Consider the following 16,937-nt stretch of genomic DNA (forward strand, 5'->3'; position numbering starts at 1 on the left):
CGACGACGCCGGTCACACCGGCCCGGCACCGCCGCCCGGGCCCTCGGCGGGTCCGCCGACGGTGGGTCGCGGCGGGATCCGTCAACTACGGTCCAGCACGAGGGTGCCGGCGACCGCCGGGCCCGATCGAGGAGGACCCCGTGCAGTACGCCGAGTCCGTCGTCGAGCTGATCGGCAACACCCCGCTGGTCAGGCTCACGAAGGTCACCGACCGGCTGGGGCCGAACGCCCCGCTGGTGCTGGCCAAGGTCGAGTACGTCAACCCCGGCGGGTCGGTCAAGGACCGGATCGCCGTGCGCATGATCGACGCCGCCGAGGCCTCGGGTGCACTGCGGCCCGGCGGCACCATCGTGGAGCCGACCAGCGGCAACACCGGCGTGGGGCTGGCGATCGTCGCCCAGCAGCGCGGCTACCGGTGCATCTTCATCTGCCCCGACAAGGTCAGCCAGGACAAGATCAACACGTTGCGGGCGTACGGCGCCGAGGTGGTCGTCTGCCCGACCGCGGTCGACCCCGCCGACCCCCGCTCCTACTACTCGGTGTCCGACCGGCTGGCCCGGGAGACCCCCGGCGGCTGGAAGCCCGACCAGTACTCCAACCCGGCGAACCCCCGCTCGCACTACGAGACGACCGGCCCGGAGATCTGGACCCAGACCGAGGGCCGGATCACCCACTTCGTCACCGGCGCGGGCACCGGCGGCACCATCAGCGGCGTCGGCCGGTACCTCAAGGAGGCCTCCGGCGGCGCGGTGCAGGTCATCGGCGCCGACCCGGAGGGCTCGGTCTACTCCGGCGGCACCGGGCGCCCGTACCTGGTGGAGGGCGTCGGCGAGGACTTCTGGCCCAGCACCTACGACCAGGAGGTCGCCGACGAGATCATCGCGGTGTCCGACGGCGACTCGTTCGCGATGACCCGGCGGCTGGCCCGCGAGGAGGGCCTGCTGGTCGGCGGCTCCTGCGGCATGGCCACCGTCGCCGCGCTGCGGGTCGCCGAGCGCTGCGGGCCGGACGACGTCGTGGTGGTCCTGCTGCCCGACGGCGGCCGCGGCTACCTGGGCAAGATCTTCAACGACAAGTGGATGGCCGACTACGGATTCCTCGCCGCCACCGGTGGCGAGACGGTGGGCGAGCTGCTGCGGCTCAAGGCCGGCGACACGCCCGCCCTGGTGCACACGCACCCGTCGGAGACCGTGCGCGAGGCGATCGACATCCTGCGCGAGTACGGCGTCAGCCAGATGCCCGTGGTCAAGGCCGAGCCGCCGGTGACCGCCGGTGAGGTGGTCGGCTCGGTGGAGGAGAAGGCGCTGCTGGACGCGCTGTTCGCCGGCCGGGCGTCGCTGGCCGACCCGCTGGCCGAGCACATGTCCCCGCCGCTGCCGATCATCGGCTCCGGGGAGACCGTGTCGGCCGCGGTGACCGCGCTGGGCTCGGCGGACGCGCTGCTGGTGCACGTGGACGGCAAGCCCGCCGGCGTGGTCACCCGGCAGGACGTGCTCGGCCACCTGGCGGGACTCGCGCCGGTGCCTACGGTGGTCGCATGAGCTCCGACGCCCGGTTCCAGCACGGCTTCACCACCCGCGCCATCCACGCCGGGCAGGAGCCCGACCCGACCACCGGCGCGGTGACGATGCCGGTGCACTTCACCAGCACCTACAAGCAGGACGGCGTCGGCGGGCTGCGCGGGGGCTACGAGTACAGCCGCAGCGCCAACCCGACGCGCACCGCGCTGCAGGAGGCGCTGGCCGCCCTGGAGCAGGGCAGCACCGGCATGGCGTTCGCCTCCGGGCTGGCCGCCGAGGACGCCCTGCTGCGCACCGTCTGCGCGCCCGGTGACCACGTGGTGCTGCCCGGTGACGCCTACGGCGGCACGTTCCGGCTGGTCTCGAAGGTCTACGCCCGCTGGGGCGTGGAGTACACGCCGGTCGACCTGGCCGACCTCGACGCGGTGCAGGCCGCGATCCGGCCGACCACCCGGCTGGTCTGGTGCGAGACGCCCACCAACCCGCTGCTGAACATCGCCGACATCGCCGGGCTGGCCGCGGTCGCGCACGGGGCGGGGGCGCTGCTGGCGGTGGACAACACGTTCGCCTCCCCCTACCTGCAGCAGCCGCTCACCCTGGGCGCCGACGTCGTCGTCCACTCGACGACGAAGTACCTGGGCGGGCACTCCGACGTCGTCGGTGGGGCGCTGGTGACCGCCGACGCCTCGCTGGGTGAGCAGCTGGCGTTCTCGCAGAACGCGATGGGGGCGGTGGCCGGGCCGATGGACGCCTGGCTGGTGCTGCGCGGCATCAAGACCCTGGGCGTGCGGATGGAGGCCCACCAGGCCAACGCCGCCCGGATCGCCGAGTTCCTCACCGCTCACCCCGCGGTGTCCTCGGTGCTCTGGCCCGGGCTGCCCGACCACCCCGGCCACGACGTCGCCGCGAAGCAGATGTCCGGCTTCGGCGGCATGCTCTCCTTCCGGCTCGCCGGCGGTGAGGAGGCGGCGCTGCGGGTGTGCGAGCGGGCGACCGTGTTCACCCTGGCCGAGTCCCTCGGCGGCGTGGAGTCGCTGATCGAGCACCCGGGCCGGATGACGCACGCCAGCGCCGCCGGCTCCCCGCTGGAGGTGCCCGCCGACCTGGTGCGCCTGTCGGTCGGCATCGAGGACGCCGAGGACCTGCTGGCCGACCTCGAGCAGGCCCTGGCCCCGTAGTCCAGCAGATCCGACACGAACAGCCCGCAGAGATGGCCATCTCTGCGGGCTGATCGTGTCGGTCCTGGTCGGCGATGCGCCGGCTTCCGGCGTGCTCCCGCGGGTGCACGCTGATCGGGCTGTCCCGGACCGCCGAGACCTCGATCCCAGCGCACTCGCGCAGGTGTCGCGGTGGCCTCCGCGGGTCATCAGCCATCGGTGAGGACCGAGCCGCGGGTCAGCGTCGTGATCGCCACGCGGGATCGGCGGGAGTCGCTGCTGCGCACGCTGGCGCAGCTGGCAGGTGGGCCGCCGGTGCTCGTCGTCGACAACGGCTCGCACGACGGGACGCCGGACGCCGCCCGGGCGGCCGGGGTGCGCGTGGTCGAGCTGGGGCACAACGCCGGCGCCGTCGCCCGCAACGTCGGCGTGCAGTCGGTGCGCTCGCCGTACGTGGCCTTCGCCGACGACGACTCCTGGTGGGCGCCGGGTGCCCTGGCACGGGCAGCCGACCTGCTGGACGCCCACCCGCGGGTCGCCGTGCTCGCCGGGCAGGTGCGGCTGGCTGCCGACGGCTCGGTCGACCACGTCTCGCGCAAGCACGCCGCGGCCGTCCTGGGGACGTCGCCGGGCGGCCCGGGCCCGGACGTGCTGAGCTGGCCGGCCTGCGGGGTCGTCGTGCGACGGTCGGCGTTCCGCGCGGTCGGCGGCTTCGACCCGCTGCTGTTCTTCGGCGGCGAGGAGCACCTGCTGGCGCTGGACCTGGCCAGCGCAGGCTGGCACCAGGTGTACCTGGAGGACGTCGTCGCCTGGCACGACCCGGCCGGCCCGGCCGACCCCACGCCGACCCGGTGGGTGCTGCAGACCCGCAACGACCTGCTGGTCGACTGGCTGCGCCGGCCGCTGCCGGTGGCGCTGACCGGCACCGCCGGGCTGGCCCGCCGCGCGCTCACCGACCCGCTGGCCCGCCGCGCGCTGGCCGGGCTGCTGCGCCGGCTGCCCGCGGCCCTGCGACGCCGCCGGCCGGTACCGGCGGAGCTGGAGGCACGCTTCCGGCGGGCTCAGCAGCCGGTCGACTGAGCGCTCCGGCCGGCGAGCCCGTGCTCGTGGGCGTAGACGACGGCCTGCACGCGGTCGCGCAGCCCGAGCTTGGCCAGCACACGGGCGACGTGCGTCTTGACCGTCGTCCGGCTGACGTACAGCTCGGCCGCCACCTCGTCGTTGGTGAGCCCCCGGGCCACCAGTCGCAGCACATCCAGCTCGCGCGGCGTCAGCCGGCCGTGGCGCGCATCCGGGTCGGCCGGGACGGCGGTGCGCGCGAACTCGGTGATCACCCGCCGGGTCACCGACGGAGCGAGCAGCGCCTCACCTGCGGCCACCAGCCGTACCGCGCTCACCATGTCCTCCGGCGGCGCGTCCTTGAGCAGGAACCCGCAGGCACCGCCGCGCAGCGCCTGGAACACGTACTCGTCGAGGTCGAAGGTGGTCAGCATGACGACGCGGGCTGCTGAATCCGAGGTCACGATCCGGGACAGTGCTGCCAGGCCGTCCAGCCGGGGCATCCGCACGTCCATGAGGACGACATCGGGACGCAGCCGCGCCACCGCGTCCACGGCGTCCAGGCCGTCCACCGCCTCACCGACCACCTGGAGGTCGGGTTCTCCCTCGAACACCAACCGCAGTCCGTAGCGGATGACCACCTGGTCGTCGACGAGCAGGACGCGGGTGCTCACCGGGGCTCCACGGGCAACCGAGCACGTACCGCGAAACCGCCCTCGAAGCACGGCCCGGCCTGCAACTGCCCGCCGAACACCGCCACCCGCTCGCCCATGCCGAGCAGCCCGTTCCCGCCGGGGGACGCGGCCCGGTCGCCGTGGCCGTCGTCGACCACCGCCAGCTCGACCGCCCCGGGCGGGAAGCGCACCTCGACCCGGGCGTGGGCTACCCCGGCGTGCTTGATCACGTTGGTCAGCGACTCCTGGACGACGCGGTAGACGCACAGGTCGACCGCCGGTGGCAGCTCGCGGCAGGGTTGCTCGATCGTCAGCCGGACCGGGATGCCCGCCGCGGCGGTCCGCTCGACGAGCTCGTCGAGCCGGGCGAGACCGGGGTGGGGTGCCAGTGGCGCCGGCTCCCCGTCGACCTCACGCAGCAGGCCCAGCATGCGGCGCAGCTCGACCAAGGCGTCGCGGCCGGTGCGCTCGACGGTGCCGGCCAGGCCGACTTCCCGGGTGGCCTCGGCGGGCAGCATGCGGCGCAGCGCACCGGACTGCATGACCATCACGGTCACCGCATGGGCGACGACGTCGTGCAGCTCGCGTGCGATGCGGGCGCGTTCGTCGGCGACCGCCGCCGCGGCGGCGGTGTCACGGAGCTCTTCCGCCGTCCGCGCCCGCAGGTCGGCGGCCACGGCAGCCTCGATGCGCCCGCGCAGGCCCGCACCTGCCCCCCAGAGCGCCGTGCAGACGATCGCCGGGAACACAGCCTCGGAGAGCGGCAGCCCCTCGAGCAACGTGCCGACGGCGAGCACCAGCATGCCGACGCCGAACGACACCGCCGACCGCCACAGTGGTGCGTGCGCGCCGAGGGTGTAAGCGGCCGGGAACAGCGTGAGCGGCACGGAGAAGGAGTCGGACTCGAAGCGGAGGGCCTGCTGGACGAACAGCGTGCCGATCACCACGGCGAACACGGCCACCGGCGCGGTCCTGCGCCACGCGAGGGCAGCGGCCATCACCGTCGCGGTGACGTAATGGCCGACCGGCGCGTCCCGGCCGGCGAGTTCGGCGACGCCGACGACGCCGACCGAACCGGCCAGCGCCGGGTCGAGCCACCGCGGCCAGCGTCGCGGTTCCCGGGTGGACATGGCGGCACGGTAGCGAGCCCGGGCCGTCCTCGGCGTCGTCCGGCGGGCCGGTCGGGGTCATCCCCGCGGACGACGCGGACGGCCCGCGCGGCCGATGCCGTCGACCCTGCCCGGCGGCCAGGGTCGACGGCGGCACCCAGCCCCGACCCAGGAGGAACCCCATGACCACCACCGTCCGGACCGCCGCGCTCACCGCCCTGGCACTCGGCTTCCTCACGCTCGCCGGCTGTGGCTCGAGCGAGTCCGACGCCCCTCGGGCGGCGGCGTCCTCCGCCCCGCAGGTGGCGCCGTCGTCGTCCACCGCGCGGGACGCGGAGCCCTACTGCACCCACGTCGCCGAGCTGAACGGCATCGGCGAACAGGTGTTCGCCGACGCCCCTGAGGAGCCCACCGCCGAGGACATGGCGGCCCGTTGGCAGCGGCTGCTGGACGAGGGCGCGACGTCCGTCGACGGTCTGCTCAGCAGCGCCCCCGACCCGATCGCCCAGGACGTCGAGGTCTTCGTCACCGATCTACGGGCCCGCGCCGCGACCGGCACCGGGCCCGACCCGGAGGCGGCGGCCGCGGCCGAGGACCGTGTGCGGGCCTGGGAGGAGGCCTACTGCCCCGGTGGCCCGGACGGGTCCTGACCCGTGACCGCCCGGCTGAGCGCCGTCAGCCGCCGGTCAGCCGGGCGGCGAACCAGGCGTGCGCCGTCTCGTTGGCGGCCAGCCCGCGCTGGAGGGCGGCCGGCACAGCCGCGCCCAGCCGACCGGACAGTGCCTGGGCCAGGGCGTCGTCCAGCCCGGCCGGGGTGACGTCGTCCGGGCCCAGCAGCAGCGGCCACCCGAGGGCACGGGCCTGCGCGGTGACCTTCGCCCCGCCCGCGATCGCGTCGCAGGCGACCACCGGGCGACCGTGGGCGAGGCCCAGCACGAGGGCGTGCAGGCGCATGCTCACCACCACGTCGGCCCGCCGGATGAGTGCCTCCACCTGGGCCGGGTGCCGGGCGTGCGGCTTCTCGAAGAGGTCCATGGTCAGCTCGAACCACGGCAGCGCCCGCATCGCCAGCCACTCCTCGAGGGCACCGCGCACCTGCTCGGCGCGGCTGCGCCCGCCGTACTCCTCCTGCGGCGGCGTGAAGGCGACCGCGAGCACCGGCAGGTCGGCCGTCGTCGTCCCGATGGCGAGGTCGGGGCGGGCGACGCCGGGGGCGTCGCGCTCCCAGACCTCGTCGAACAGCGCCCGGCCGGCCGGGGAGACCACCGAGACGTTCACCGCCCACCGCCGGGCAGCGGCGAAGGTCTCGGTCAGCTCGCGCAGCAGCGGGGTGTCCGACACCGGACCGCTGACGAACACCAGGTGCGTGTACGCGGCCGGGTCGACGTCCCGCCAGTCGACGCCACGGCCCAGGTAGGGCGCCCAGGCGACGTCGTGCGCGACACCCGCCTGCGCCAGCCAGCGGACGACGACGTCGGCCCCCAGCTCGTCGCCGACGGTGGCGATCACCTCGTCGAAGGAGAACCAGCCAGCAACCAGGACGCGCATGGCCCCACCCTCCCAGCCGGGGGCGGGGTGCACGACCGGGGGTGGGTCAGTCGCCCAGGCGCGCGAGCACGGTGTCGGCGATGTCAGCCATCGCGCGCACCTGGGCCGCCGACAACCCGTCGAAGACCAGCTGCTGCACCGTCTCGACGTGTGCCGGTGCCGCGGCCCGCAACGCGGCCAGCCCGGCGTCGGTGACCACGACCTCGAAGCCCCGGCCGTCGGCGGCGCAGTCCTCCCGGCGCACCAGCCCGCGGCGCTCCATCCGGGTCAGGTGGTGGGACAGCCGGCTCTTCTCCCACTGCAGCGCACGCCCCAGCTCCAGCACGCGCAGCCGCCCGGAGTCGACGTCGGTCAGGTGCACCAGCACGTCGAAGTCCGGCAGCGACAGCTCGGAGTCGGCCAGCAGCTGGCGGTTGAGCCGGGCGGGCAGGCGCGCGGTGAGCAGCAGCCACTGGCGCCAGGCGCGCTGCTGCTCGTCGGTCAGCCAGCGCGGCTCGTCGGAGGTCATCGGCAGAGCCTAGCCGCTTCTGGTTGACATGTCACCGATCGCGGCGCAGGGTGGAACCGACCCCGAGGAGAGCACATGACCAGCATCCCGCAGCCCGCCACCCCGGAACACCTGGCCGCCGAGCGCGACCGGATCCGCACCGCGCACCTGCGCCCAGCCGACCAGCGCCCGGCGTCCACGGCGCGCGGCCTGCACCACACCGCCCTGATCAGCAGCGACGTCGAGGCCACCATCGCCTTCTACCAGGGCGTGCTCGGCTTCCCGCTCACCGAGCTGATCGAGAACCGCGACTACCCGGGCTCGTCGCACTTCTTCTTCGACATCGGCAACTCGAACCTGCTGGCCTTCTTCGACTTCCCCGGGCTGGACGTCGGCCCCTACGCCGAGGTGCTGGGCGGCCTGCACCACGTCGCGATCAGCGTCGACCCCGACCGCTGGGCGGCGCTGGTCGACCGGCTGACCGAGGCCGGCATCGCCCACGAGGTGCACAGCGGGGTGTCGGTCTACTTCCGCGACCCCGACGGCGCCCGCATCGAGCTCATCGCCGACCCGCTGGGCGAGATGTACGGCGAGCACGTCCTCTGACCCCGACGGCGCCGGGTCAGGCGCGGTCGGCGGGGAGCAGGTCCTGGTACTCCGGGTGCCGGTCGATCCACCCGCGCACGAACGAGCACAGCGGGACGACGGTGCCGCCCTGGGCCCGGACGTCGTCCAGCGCCCCGCGCACCAGGGTGCCGCCGCGACCCTTCCCCTCACCGGCCGGGTCGACCTCGGTGTGGGTGAACGTCCACTCGTCGCCACTGCGCTGGTAGGCGGCCAGGCCGACGCGCGGCCCACCCTCCCCCTCGGTCAGCGCGTACAGGCTGTTCTCCGGGTCGTGCGTCACGGTCAGGTCCATGCCGGCCGGAACGCCACGGGGCCGGGGTCGTGTTCCGGCCCCGTGGCGGGCAGGGTCAGCCGGCCCGGGTCAGCCGCGCCGGCAACCGCTTGACGCCGTTGACGAAGGAGGACCGCAGGCGATCGGGCTCCCCGGTCACCTCGAGGTCCGGGAGCTGGTCGAAGATCGTGGTGAACGCGATCTCGATCTCCCGGCGCGCGAGGTTGGCCCCGAGGCAGAAGTGCGGCCCGGGCGCCCCGAAGCCCAGGTGCGGGTTGGGCGAGCGCCCGAGGTCGAACGCGTGCGGGTCGGCGAAGACGGCCGGGTCGCGGTTGGCGGCGTTGTAGAACAGCACGAACTTCGAGCCGGCCGGGAACCGCCGGCCGGACAGCTCGACGTCCCGGGTGGCGGTGCGGCGCATCCAGGTGACCGGGCTGGCCCACCGCACGACCTCCTCGACCGCGGTCCGACCCAGGCCGCGGTCGGCGACCCAGCGGGCCCGCTGGTCGGGGTTCTCGTGCATCGCCCAGACGCCCTGGCTGATGGCGGTGCGGGTGGTCTCGTTCCCGGCCACGCACAGCAGGATGAAGAAGGAGGCGATCTCCTGGTGGGTGAGCTGCTCGCCGTCGACCACGGTGGTGACCAGGGCACTGGTCAGGTCCTCGGTCGGGGTCTCCAGCCGCTCGGCGGCCAGCCGGGTCATCAGCTCCGACAGCGCACCGCCGGCCTCGAGGAACGCGGTCAGCGCGTCGTTCGGGTCGGCGATCAGCTCGGGGTCGCCGCCGCTGAGGATGATGTTCGACGCCGCCAGCACCATCGCCCGGTCGGCGTCCGGCACGCCCATCATGTCGCAGATGACCCGCAGCGGGAGCGGGGCGGCGAGGTCGGCGACGACGTCGATCCTGCCGTCGCCCTCCTGCGCCCGCCGGCGGGCCGCCGCGGCCACGTCCAGGGCCACGTGCTGCACCGACTCGACCAGGTCGGCCAACCGCCGCGGGGTGAACGCCCGCGAGACGATCTTCCGGATCTTGGCGTGCCGCGGGTTGTCCATGCTGATCAGCGAGCCGTAGAACTCGCTCAGGTCCGCCGGCATGTCCTGGATCGACACAGCGCCCTGCCCGGAGCTGAACAGCTCCGGCTGGTTGCTGATCGCCACGACGTCGGCGTACCGGGTGACCGCGTGGTAACCCGGACCCGGCTCCAGGAACGGCATCTCCGGCTCGGCGAAGAACGCGAACGGGTCCCGCTCGCGCAGCCGGTCCAGCGCGGCGTACCGCTCGGCCGGCGGCCGGCCCCAGAAGTCACGATCGGAGAGGTCGACGTCGTCGAGGTCGGAACCGGTGAGGGTCATGGGGTGCCCCTGGGCGTCTGCTGGTGCATCGTCGCACTCCCGTCGCGCGGTGACGGTCACCGCTGACTGCTCACGGTAGGCAGCCCGGGAGTGACGCACAACACCCTCGGCCACGACTCCCGGCGCAGGCCCGCACAACGCCGAAGGCCCGGCCCCTGAGGGGGCCGGGCCTTCGACCGGTGGTAGCGGGGACAGGATTTGAACCTGTGACCTCTGGGTTATGAGCCCAGCGAGCTACCGAGCTGCTCCACCCCGCGTCGCGTCCAGAACACTACCCCACTCCTGGAGCGCGTGCCGCCCGGGGGGTCCGGCGGCCTCAGGGCACGGGGAGTGCGTGGTGGTCCTCGGTGGCGACCGGGCGGAAGCCCAGCGACATGCAGAGCCCCAGCGCCTGCTCGTTCTGCACCGAGACCTCCAACCCCACCCGGCGGGCGCCGTCCGCGCGCAGCCGGGCGCACACCCGGCGCAGCAGGTCACGGCCGATCCCCTGACCCCGACAGGCCGGGTCGACGACGAAGCCGTACACCCCGCTGTCCGCGCCGTCCCCGGTGACGCGCAGCGTGCCGACCGGCGCCCCGTCCCGCTCGACGAGCAGGGTCGGGGCGGAGCCGTCGGCGAGCCGCCCGGCCAGGTCGTCCACCTCGTAGCCGAACCCGAGCCGGAGCAGCCGGGCGACCACGCCGGCGTCCGCCGGGCCGGCGTCACGCAGGGTCACCCGCGGGGTCGCCCGGGCCGGCCGCCGGGTCGCTGTCCGGTCGTGCACGGCGTCCTGGGGGCGCGTGCGGAGAATGCCCCACTCCAGCTCCGGCCGGCCGCCGTCCGAGTCGACCACCTGCCGTTCCAGCTCGGCGATGGCCGCGAGGTGGCGGTCCGGCGAGCCCCTGCCGAGTTCGAGCACGCCGCCAGCCGACCATGCCGGTGAGCCGTGTCGTCAGGACGGCCGTCGGCATCGACCGGCCTGCCCGGACACGACAACGGCCCCTCCGCGTGGCGGTAGGGGCCGTTCCGGACGCTGGTCCGTGTCGTAGCGGGGACAGGATTTGAACCTGTGACCTCTGGGTTATGAGCCCAGCGAGCTACCGAGCTGCTCCACCCCGCGTCGGTAGGAGAACCATACCAACCCCGACGGGATCCGACCCACCGGGGTCCGACCCCGGGGAGTGGGACCGGGTGTGCCGCCCTGCCCGGGGGCAGGGCGGCACCAGCTCACCCGGTGGGTGTGGCCGGGGCGCTGCTCTCCGGCGCGGTGCTTCCGGCCGCCGGCGACGGCGTGGCCCCACCGGCCGCCTGGTAGGCGGTGATGGCGTTGGCCAGCGCCTCCTGTGCCGAACCGATGCCGGAGAAGTCACCGCTGGCCTGGGCGGCTGCCAGCGCCTGCAGCGCGGCGTTGATGTCGGCCACCGCCTGGTCCCGCGCGGGGTTGTCCGAGCCGCCGGTGCCCGGGTCGCTGGGCGCTGGGGTGGCGGGCGGTGCCCCCCCGTCCGACGGCGGGGCCGGCGCAGGCGCGGGACTGTCGCTGTCGGCCGCAGCCGCACCCGCCCCTTCACCGAACACCTGGTCCAGGGCCTCGGCGAAGGTGTCGGCGTAGCCGACCCGGTCGCCGTAGTTGACCAGCACCTTGCGCAGCAGCGGGAACGACGTGTCCCCGGTGCCCTGCACGTAGAGCGGCTCCACGTACAGCAGCCCGTCGGTGCCGATCGGCAGCGTGAGCAGGTTGCCGAAGACGGCCTGGGAGTTCGCGCTGTCGAACAGGGTCAGCTGCTGTCTGACCTCGGTGTTGGTGTTGAACGACTGGAACACCTGGGTCGGGCCGCGGAACTGCGTGCTGCCCGGCAGTTGCAGCACCTGGATCTGGCCGTAGGTCTCCGGGTCGCTGGAGATGGAGATGAACGCCGACAGGTTCTCCCGGTTGAAGGCGTTCAGCGCGCTGGTCAGCTGGAACGTCGAGTTGGCCTCCCCGGTGCGCTGGGACAGCACGTAGTACGGCGGCTGCGCGTCCCCGCCGGAGACGGTCGGGTCACTGGGCACCTCCCAGAAGTCGGTGCCGTTGTAGAAGTTCCGCGGCGAGTCGACGTGGTACTGGGTGAGCACGTCCCGCTGGAGCTTGAACAGGTCCTCCGGGTACCGGAAGTGAGACCGCAGCTCGGGGCTGATCTGGTCGGCCGGCGTGATCGTGCCCGGGAAGGCCTTCTCATAGGTGCGCAGCATCGGGTCCGCCTCGGCCTCGTCGAACGCGTACAGCGTGACGGTGCCGTCGTAGGCGTCCACGGTCGCCTTGACCGAGTTGCGCACGTAGTTCACCTGGTCGTTGGGCAGCGCGGCGGTGCCGGTGCCGGTCAGCGAGTCGGTGGTGACCTCGCCCAGGGAGTTGCGCGCGGAGTACGGGTAGGCGTCGGAGGTGGTGTACGCGTCCACGATCCAGAGGATCCGGCCGTCGACCACGGCCGGGTACGGGTCGCCGTCCACCTGCAGGTACGGGGCGGCCTTCTCCACCCGGTCCCGCGGGTCGCGCACGTACATGACCTTGGAGTTGTCGTTGACCGCACCAGAGAGCAGGAAGTTCCGCTCGCGGTAGTAGATGGCGTAGGTCAGCCGGCGGAAGAAGCTGCCGATCGAGACGCCGCCCTCGCCGTCGTAGGTGTTGTTGACCTCGCCGTCGTCGCCGCTGGCCGGGCGGTCGAACTCCTGCGGGGCGGCGTCCTGGCTGGCGGCGCCGACCACCGAGTAGTCGTCGGCACCCATCAGCTCGCCGTAGTAGATGCGGGGCTGGTCGATGTCCAGGTTGCCGGTGGTGGGCAGACCCTGGCTGGTGAAGTTGGGCTCCCCGCCCTCGGCACCGGACACCACCTGGTTGGCCGGCGCGGCCACGAAGCCGTTGCCGTGCGTGTAGACGGTGCGCCGGTTGATCCAGTTGGTCTGGTTGCCCGAGAGCGCGGCGGTGTTCAGCTCGCGCACCGCGACCACGTAGTCCTGGGTCACGCCGTCGATGGTGTAGCGGTCGATGTCCAGCTTCTCCGGGAAGCCGTAGACGTTGCGGATCTGCTGGCGCTGGGTGAACGTGGCCGAGAGCACGTTGGGGTCGAGCAGCCGGGCGTTGCTGATCGTGCCCGCGTCGGCGGCCAGGTCGGCGACGCTGGGCACGGCGCTGGTGGTGCTGTCCGACCCGTAGTCCACGTACTCCACGTCGCTCAGGCCGTAGGCCTCACGGGTGGAGGCGATCGCCCGCTCGATGTAGGCCGCCTCGCGGGAGTCGGCGCTGGGGCGCACCACGAACTGCTGCACGATCGCCGGGTAGGCGACGCCGATGACCACGCTGGACACCAGCAGCAGCACCAGCGCCGCGGCCGGGATGAGCACGTTGCGGAACAGGATGTTGGCGAAGAAGGCGACGGCGCAGATCACCGCGACCGCGGCCAGGATCGTCTTGGCCGGCAGCAGCGCGTTGACGTCGGTGTAGGACGCGCCGGTGTAGACGCCACCGCGGTCGGAGTAGACGGTGCCGTACCGGTCGAACCAGTAGGCGATGGCCTTCAGCAGCACGAACAGGCCCAGCAGCACGGAGAACTGGACGCGCGCGGCCGGCGTCAGCTTCTGGCCCGGGGTCTGCAGCCGCAGGCCGCCGAAGACGTAGTGGGTCAGCGCGGAGCCGATCAGCGCCAGGATCACGATGGCGAAGCCGAAGCCCAGCAGCAGGCGGTAGAACGGGTAGTCGAAGACGAAGAACGAGATGTCCAGGCCGAACTGCGGGTCGAGGGTGCCGAAGTCGGTCGAGTTCCGGAAGGTCAGCCAGGTCTCCCAGCTGCTCTGCGCGGTGACCCCGGCGAACAGGCCCAGCACGACGCCCAGGGCGATCAGCACGAGGGTGCGACGCGGCTCGAGCGACTGGCGGTAGCGCTCCAGGTTCTGCTGCTCCAGCGACATCGGCCGGAACACCGGGCGGAACCGGTAGGCCAGGTGCACGGCGAGTGCCACCAGGCCGCCGGTGGCGACCCCGGCGACGATGAACAGCAGGGCGCGGGTGCGCAGCTCGGTCCAGAAGACCTCGGTGAAGCCCGTCTCGGCGAACCACAGGTAGTCGACGTAGACGTTGGTGAGGCTGCCGATGACGCTGACGAGCGCAAGCAGGACGACGATGACGCCGATCACGAGCTTGGCCCGACGGGACAGCGTCGGTACCGGCACGGGGGGCCGCATGGCCACGGATGTGCTCCTTCTGGTCCAGATGTGGCCCCCGATGTGGTCGGGGGTCACAGGTCTACGACGTCGCGCGTCCAGGTCCCCGACAGCAGCGCTGCGGATGGTGGGCTCGGAGTCGACTGCTCAACTCACGCGAGGGGCGCCGGGTTCCCCGCTGTGCTCGACATGGTGCTCGTCCGCGGCACTCAGCAGGCCGCCGGGGTGCGGCCGGCACCGAAGTCGGCCAGGGCGGTGAGCGCGTCGTCCAGCGAGGCCACCTTCGCCATGGTGATCCCCGGCTGCGGGGCCGCCAGGGCCTCGGCGCAGTTGGCCGCCGGGACCAGGAAGAGCTCGGCGCCGATGTCGTGCGCGGCGACCAGCTTGAGCTGGATGCCGCCGATCGGGCCGACCACGCCCTCGGCGTCGATGGTGCCGGTGCCGGCGATCACCTCACCGCCGGTGAGGTCCGTGGGGCCGACCAGGTCGAGGATGCCGAGGGTGAGCATCAGCCCGGCCGAGGGCCCGCCCACGTCGGCGACGTCGATCGAGACGGTGAACGGCGCCGAGGGCAGCGAGGCCACCGTCACCCCCAGCACCGAGCCCGCCGGCACGGTGCCCGTGTCGTCGGCCGGCGGCGTCCCGGTGACGACGGTCGCCGTCCCCGGGGCGCCCAGCCGGGTGTAGTCGACCGGCACGGCGGTGCCCGGTGGCACGGCGCCCAGCACGGCCTTGAGGGTGTCCTGGTCGGGTGTCGGCCGGCCGCCGACCGCCTCGATCGCGTCGCCCACCTCCAGCACCGACTCCGACGGCGACTCGTCGGCGAAGCCCTGCACGACGACCTTGACCGGATATCCGAGCTCGCTGAGCGCGGCGCTCTCCGCGGCCTGCTCCGAGCTCAGGAACTGGGCCCGGTTCTGCTGCTGGGTCTCCTCGACGGTCTGGTCGGCGGGGTAGACCGCCTCGCGCGGCACCACCACGGTGTCCTGGTCGAACCAGCCGCGCACCGCCTCCACGATGGTCAGGTCACCGCTGGTCACCCCCACCGTCATGAGGTTGAGGTTGCCGGTGACCTCGCGGGTCTCCCGGCCGGTGACGGTGATGATCCTGTCGCCGTCGATGCTGCCCAGCGTGTTGTAGGTGGGCCCGGGCACCTGGGCGACGTACGGCACCGGCAGGACGGTCCCCAGGACACCGAAGGTGAGCAACAACACGGCCCCGGTGACGAGGACGACGATCCGACGGCTCACGGTTCTCCCTGCACGGGCTGCTGCCCGCGGTCGCGCTCAGCTGGGTCAGGCACGGGCTGCCCCTGCGTGCCGGCGGCGTGCCGGTCCGGCCGGGAGCCTAGGCGAGGATCCTGACCAGGGGGGTCGGCCGCACCCGGCGCACCCGGTCGGCGACCCCCGGTGCTGTCCGCCGTGGGCGGACGGCACCGGCACGTCCGGGGGGCACCGGCCCGGCCGGACGCGGCTACCGTGGGCACATGAGCGACGTGCCCTTCGGCTTCGGGATCCCCGACCGCGACCCTGACCGCCGAGGCGACGGCGACCAGCCCGGCAGCACCGGCGGCGGGGGCAACCCGGCCGACCCGTTCGGCCTGGGCGCCCTGGGCCTGGGCGGGCTCGGCGCCGGCGGCGGGCCCGAGGACCTGCTGGGCAAGATGCCGCTGTTCGCCGAGCTGCAGAAGCTGATGTCCTGGCAGGGCGGCCCGGTGAACTGGGACCTCGCCCGCCAGGGCGCGATCAGCCAGCTCGCCCCCGGCCACCAGCCCACGTCCGGCGCCGAGCAGACCGCCGTCGCCGACGCCCTGCGGCTGGCCGACCTCTGGCTGGACCAGGCCACCGAGTTCCCCTCCGGCGTGGAGCGCACCGCCGCCTGGTCCCGGGTGGACTGGCTGGAGCAGACGCTGCCGGCCTGGGGCGGGCTGATCGACCCGCTGGCCGAGCGCGTGGTGGCGGCCATGACCAGCGCCCTGCCGCAGGAGGCGGCCAGCATGATGGGGCCGCTGGCCGGGATCATGGGCCAGCTGGGCGGCATGATGTTCGGCTCCCAGGTCGGCCAGGCCCTCGGCAGGCTCGCCGACGAGGTCGTGACCAGCACCGACGTCGGGCTGCCGCTCGGCCCCACCGGTGTCGCGGCGCTCGTCCCGCAGAACGTCACCGCCTTCGGGCAGGGTCTGGATCGCCCCGAGGACGAGGTGCGGCTGTTCCTGGCACTGCGCGAGGCGGCCCACCAGCGGCTGTTCGCGCACGTGCCGTGGCTGCGCCAGCAGCTGCTCGACGCCGTGCACGCCTACGCCCGCGGCATCCACGTCGACCGGGAGGCCATCGAGCGTGGCATGGCCGAGGCGATGGGCTCGACCGACGGCGGTGGCATCGACCCCAGCGACCCGGAGAGCATCCAGCGGCTGCTGAGCAGCGGCATGCTGGAGCCGGAGGAGACCCCACAGCAGCAGATGGCCCTGCGCCGGCTGGAGACGCTGCTGGCCCTCGTCGAGGGCTGGGTCGACCACATCGTCGCCGCCGCGGCGACCGACCGGCTGCCCGGGCTGTCCGCCCTGGCCGAGACGATGCGCCGGCGCCGCGCCTCCGGCGGCCCGGCGGAGCAGACGTTCGCCACGCTGGTCGGACTCGAGCTGCGGCCGCGCCGGCTGCGCGACGCCAGCACCGTGTGGGGCGCCATGGCCCAGCAGCACGGCACGGCCGCCCGCGACCAGCTGTGGTCGCACCCGGACCTGCTGCCCACCTCCGACGACCTGGACGAGCCGCTGGACTTCGTCGCCCGCCAGGGCCGTTCCGACGAGATGGCCGAGCTCGAGTCGATGGGCGACGACACCCAGAGCGACGGTCCCGCCGGCGACGGGACATCCGGGACCGACGACGGCCCGGCACCGGACGGCGACAACCGGGGCTGACCCGGCGCGCCGTGGACCGGCGGCGCGTGCCGCCGGTCCACGGC

Annotated in this window: 15 protein-coding genes and 2 tRNA genes; 6 read left to right on the forward strand and 11 right to left on the reverse strand. The window is 73.7% G+C overall.

The features are described 5' to 3' along the window. Window positions 1-140: 140 nt before the first annotated feature. The 3 genes from G1H19_RS00460 (at window position 141) to G1H19_RS00470 (ending at window position 3,757) form a co-directional block, all read left to right on the forward strand. Window positions 141-1,541 (forward strand): cystathionine beta-synthase, encoded by a 1,401-nt coding sequence (locus G1H19_RS00460; protein WP_162393443.1) that lies wholly within the window; start codon window positions 141-143, stop codon window positions 1,539-1,541. Next, entirely contained in the window at window positions 1,538-2,698 is a 1,161-nt protein-coding gene (locus G1H19_RS00465; RefSeq protein ID WP_152731331.1) for a cystathionine gamma-synthase, read from the forward strand. Before G1H19_RS00460 ends, G1H19_RS00465 begins: the two co-directional genes overlap by 4 nt. Before the next feature lie 198 nt (window positions 2,699-2,896). Then, window positions 2,897-3,757, forward strand: coding sequence for a glycosyltransferase family 2 protein (locus G1H19_RS00470; RefSeq protein WP_162393442.1), 861 nt, complete (start codon window positions 2,897-2,899; stop codon window positions 3,755-3,757). Here the strand turns inward: G1H19_RS00470 and G1H19_RS00475 are convergent. Both G1H19_RS00475 and G1H19_RS00480 read right to left on the reverse strand, forming a co-directional pair. Beyond that, window positions 3,739-4,410 carry a response regulator gene (locus G1H19_RS00475; RefSeq protein ID WP_162393441.1) on the reverse strand — a complete coding sequence of 224 codons (672 nt, stop codon included), beginning with the start codon at window positions 4,408-4,410 and terminating at the stop codon, window positions 3,739-3,741. The genes G1H19_RS00470 and G1H19_RS00475 overlap by 19 nt on opposite strands. Beyond that, entirely contained in the window at window positions 4,407-5,540 is a 1,134-nt protein-coding gene (locus G1H19_RS00480; RefSeq protein WP_152731330.1) for a sensor histidine kinase, read from the reverse strand. The genes G1H19_RS00475 and G1H19_RS00480 overlap by 4 nt, the downstream gene beginning before the upstream one ends. 161 nt (window positions 5,541-5,701) lie before the next feature. Here G1H19_RS00480 and G1H19_RS00485 point away from each other — a divergent pair, with 161 nt between their 5' ends. Continuing rightward, entirely contained in the window at window positions 5,702-6,169 is a 468-nt protein-coding gene (locus G1H19_RS00485; protein WP_152731329.1) for a hypothetical protein, read from the forward strand. A gap of 25 nt (window positions 6,170-6,194) precedes the next feature. Here the strand turns inward: G1H19_RS00485 and G1H19_RS00490 are convergent, their stop codons facing one another. Next, complete coding sequence (locus G1H19_RS00490) at window positions 6,195-7,067, reverse strand: polysaccharide pyruvyl transferase family protein (protein WP_152731328.1); 873 nt, start codon at window positions 7,065-7,067, stop codon at window positions 6,195-6,197. Window positions 7,068-7,113: 46 nt separating this feature from the next. Next, window positions 7,114-7,575: a MarR family winged helix-turn-helix transcriptional regulator gene (locus G1H19_RS00495; protein ID WP_152731327.1), complete on the reverse strand. Its 462-nt coding sequence runs from the start codon at window positions 7,573-7,575 to the stop codon at window positions 7,114-7,116. 75 nt (window positions 7,576-7,650) lie between these two features. Between G1H19_RS00495 and G1H19_RS00500 the strand changes: the two genes are divergently transcribed. Beyond that, complete coding sequence (locus G1H19_RS00500) at window positions 7,651-8,160, forward strand: VOC family protein (RefSeq protein WP_152731326.1); 510 nt, start codon at window positions 7,651-7,653, stop codon at window positions 8,158-8,160. Between the two features lie 16 nt (window positions 8,161-8,176). On the opposite strand, the gene G1H19_RS00505 is transcribed toward G1H19_RS00500, so the two are convergent. From G1H19_RS00505 to G1H19_RS00535, 7 genes are all read right to left on the reverse strand, one after another. Beyond that, on the reverse strand, window positions 8,177-8,461 hold the full coding sequence (locus G1H19_RS00505; RefSeq protein ID WP_235928300.1) for a GNAT family N-acetyltransferase: 285 nt from the start codon (window positions 8,459-8,461) through the stop codon (window positions 8,177-8,179). 67 nt (window positions 8,462-8,528) lie between these two features. Then, the gene (locus G1H19_RS00510) at window positions 8,529-9,803 is read right to left on the reverse strand and encodes a cytochrome P450 (protein WP_152731324.1); all 1,275 of its coding nucleotides are present in this window, start codon (window positions 9,801-9,803) and stop codon (window positions 8,529-8,531) included. 180 nt (window positions 9,804-9,983) lie between these two features. Next, window positions 9,984-10,060, reverse strand: a tRNA-Met gene (locus G1H19_RS00515). Window positions 10,061-10,119: 59 nt separating this feature from the next. Continuing rightward, window positions 10,120-10,701 (reverse strand): GNAT family N-acetyltransferase, encoded by a 582-nt coding sequence (locus tag G1H19_RS24275; protein WP_152731323.1) that lies wholly within the window; start codon window positions 10,699-10,701, stop codon window positions 10,120-10,122. A 127-nt stretch (window positions 10,702-10,828) separates the two neighbouring features. Beyond that, a tRNA-Met gene (locus tag G1H19_RS00525) sits at window positions 10,829-10,902 on the reverse strand. Between the two features lie 107 nt (window positions 10,903-11,009). Continuing rightward, entirely contained in the window at window positions 11,010-13,997 is a 2,988-nt protein-coding gene (locus G1H19_RS00530; RefSeq protein ID WP_152731424.1) for a UPF0182 family membrane protein, read from the reverse strand. A 188-nt stretch (window positions 13,998-14,185) separates the two neighbouring features. Next, window positions 14,186-15,226 (reverse strand): YlbL family protein, encoded by a 1,041-nt coding sequence (locus tag G1H19_RS00535; protein ID WP_162393439.1) that lies wholly within the window; start codon window positions 15,224-15,226, stop codon window positions 14,186-14,188. Window positions 15,227-15,462: 236 nt separating this feature from the next. On the opposite strand from G1H19_RS00535, the gene G1H19_RS00540 reads away from it, so the two are divergent. Beyond that, window positions 15,463-16,893 carry a zinc-dependent metalloprotease gene (locus G1H19_RS00540; protein WP_152731322.1) on the forward strand — a complete coding sequence of 477 codons (1,431 nt, stop codon included), beginning with the start codon at window positions 15,463-15,465 and terminating at the stop codon, window positions 16,891-16,893. Window positions 16,894-16,937 lie beyond the last annotated feature (44 nt).

It is taken from the genome of Goekera deserti (assembly GCF_010685995.1).
Taxonomy (GTDB): Bacteria; Actinomycetota; Actinomycetes; order Mycobacteriales; family Geodermatophilaceae; genus Goekera; species Goekera deserti.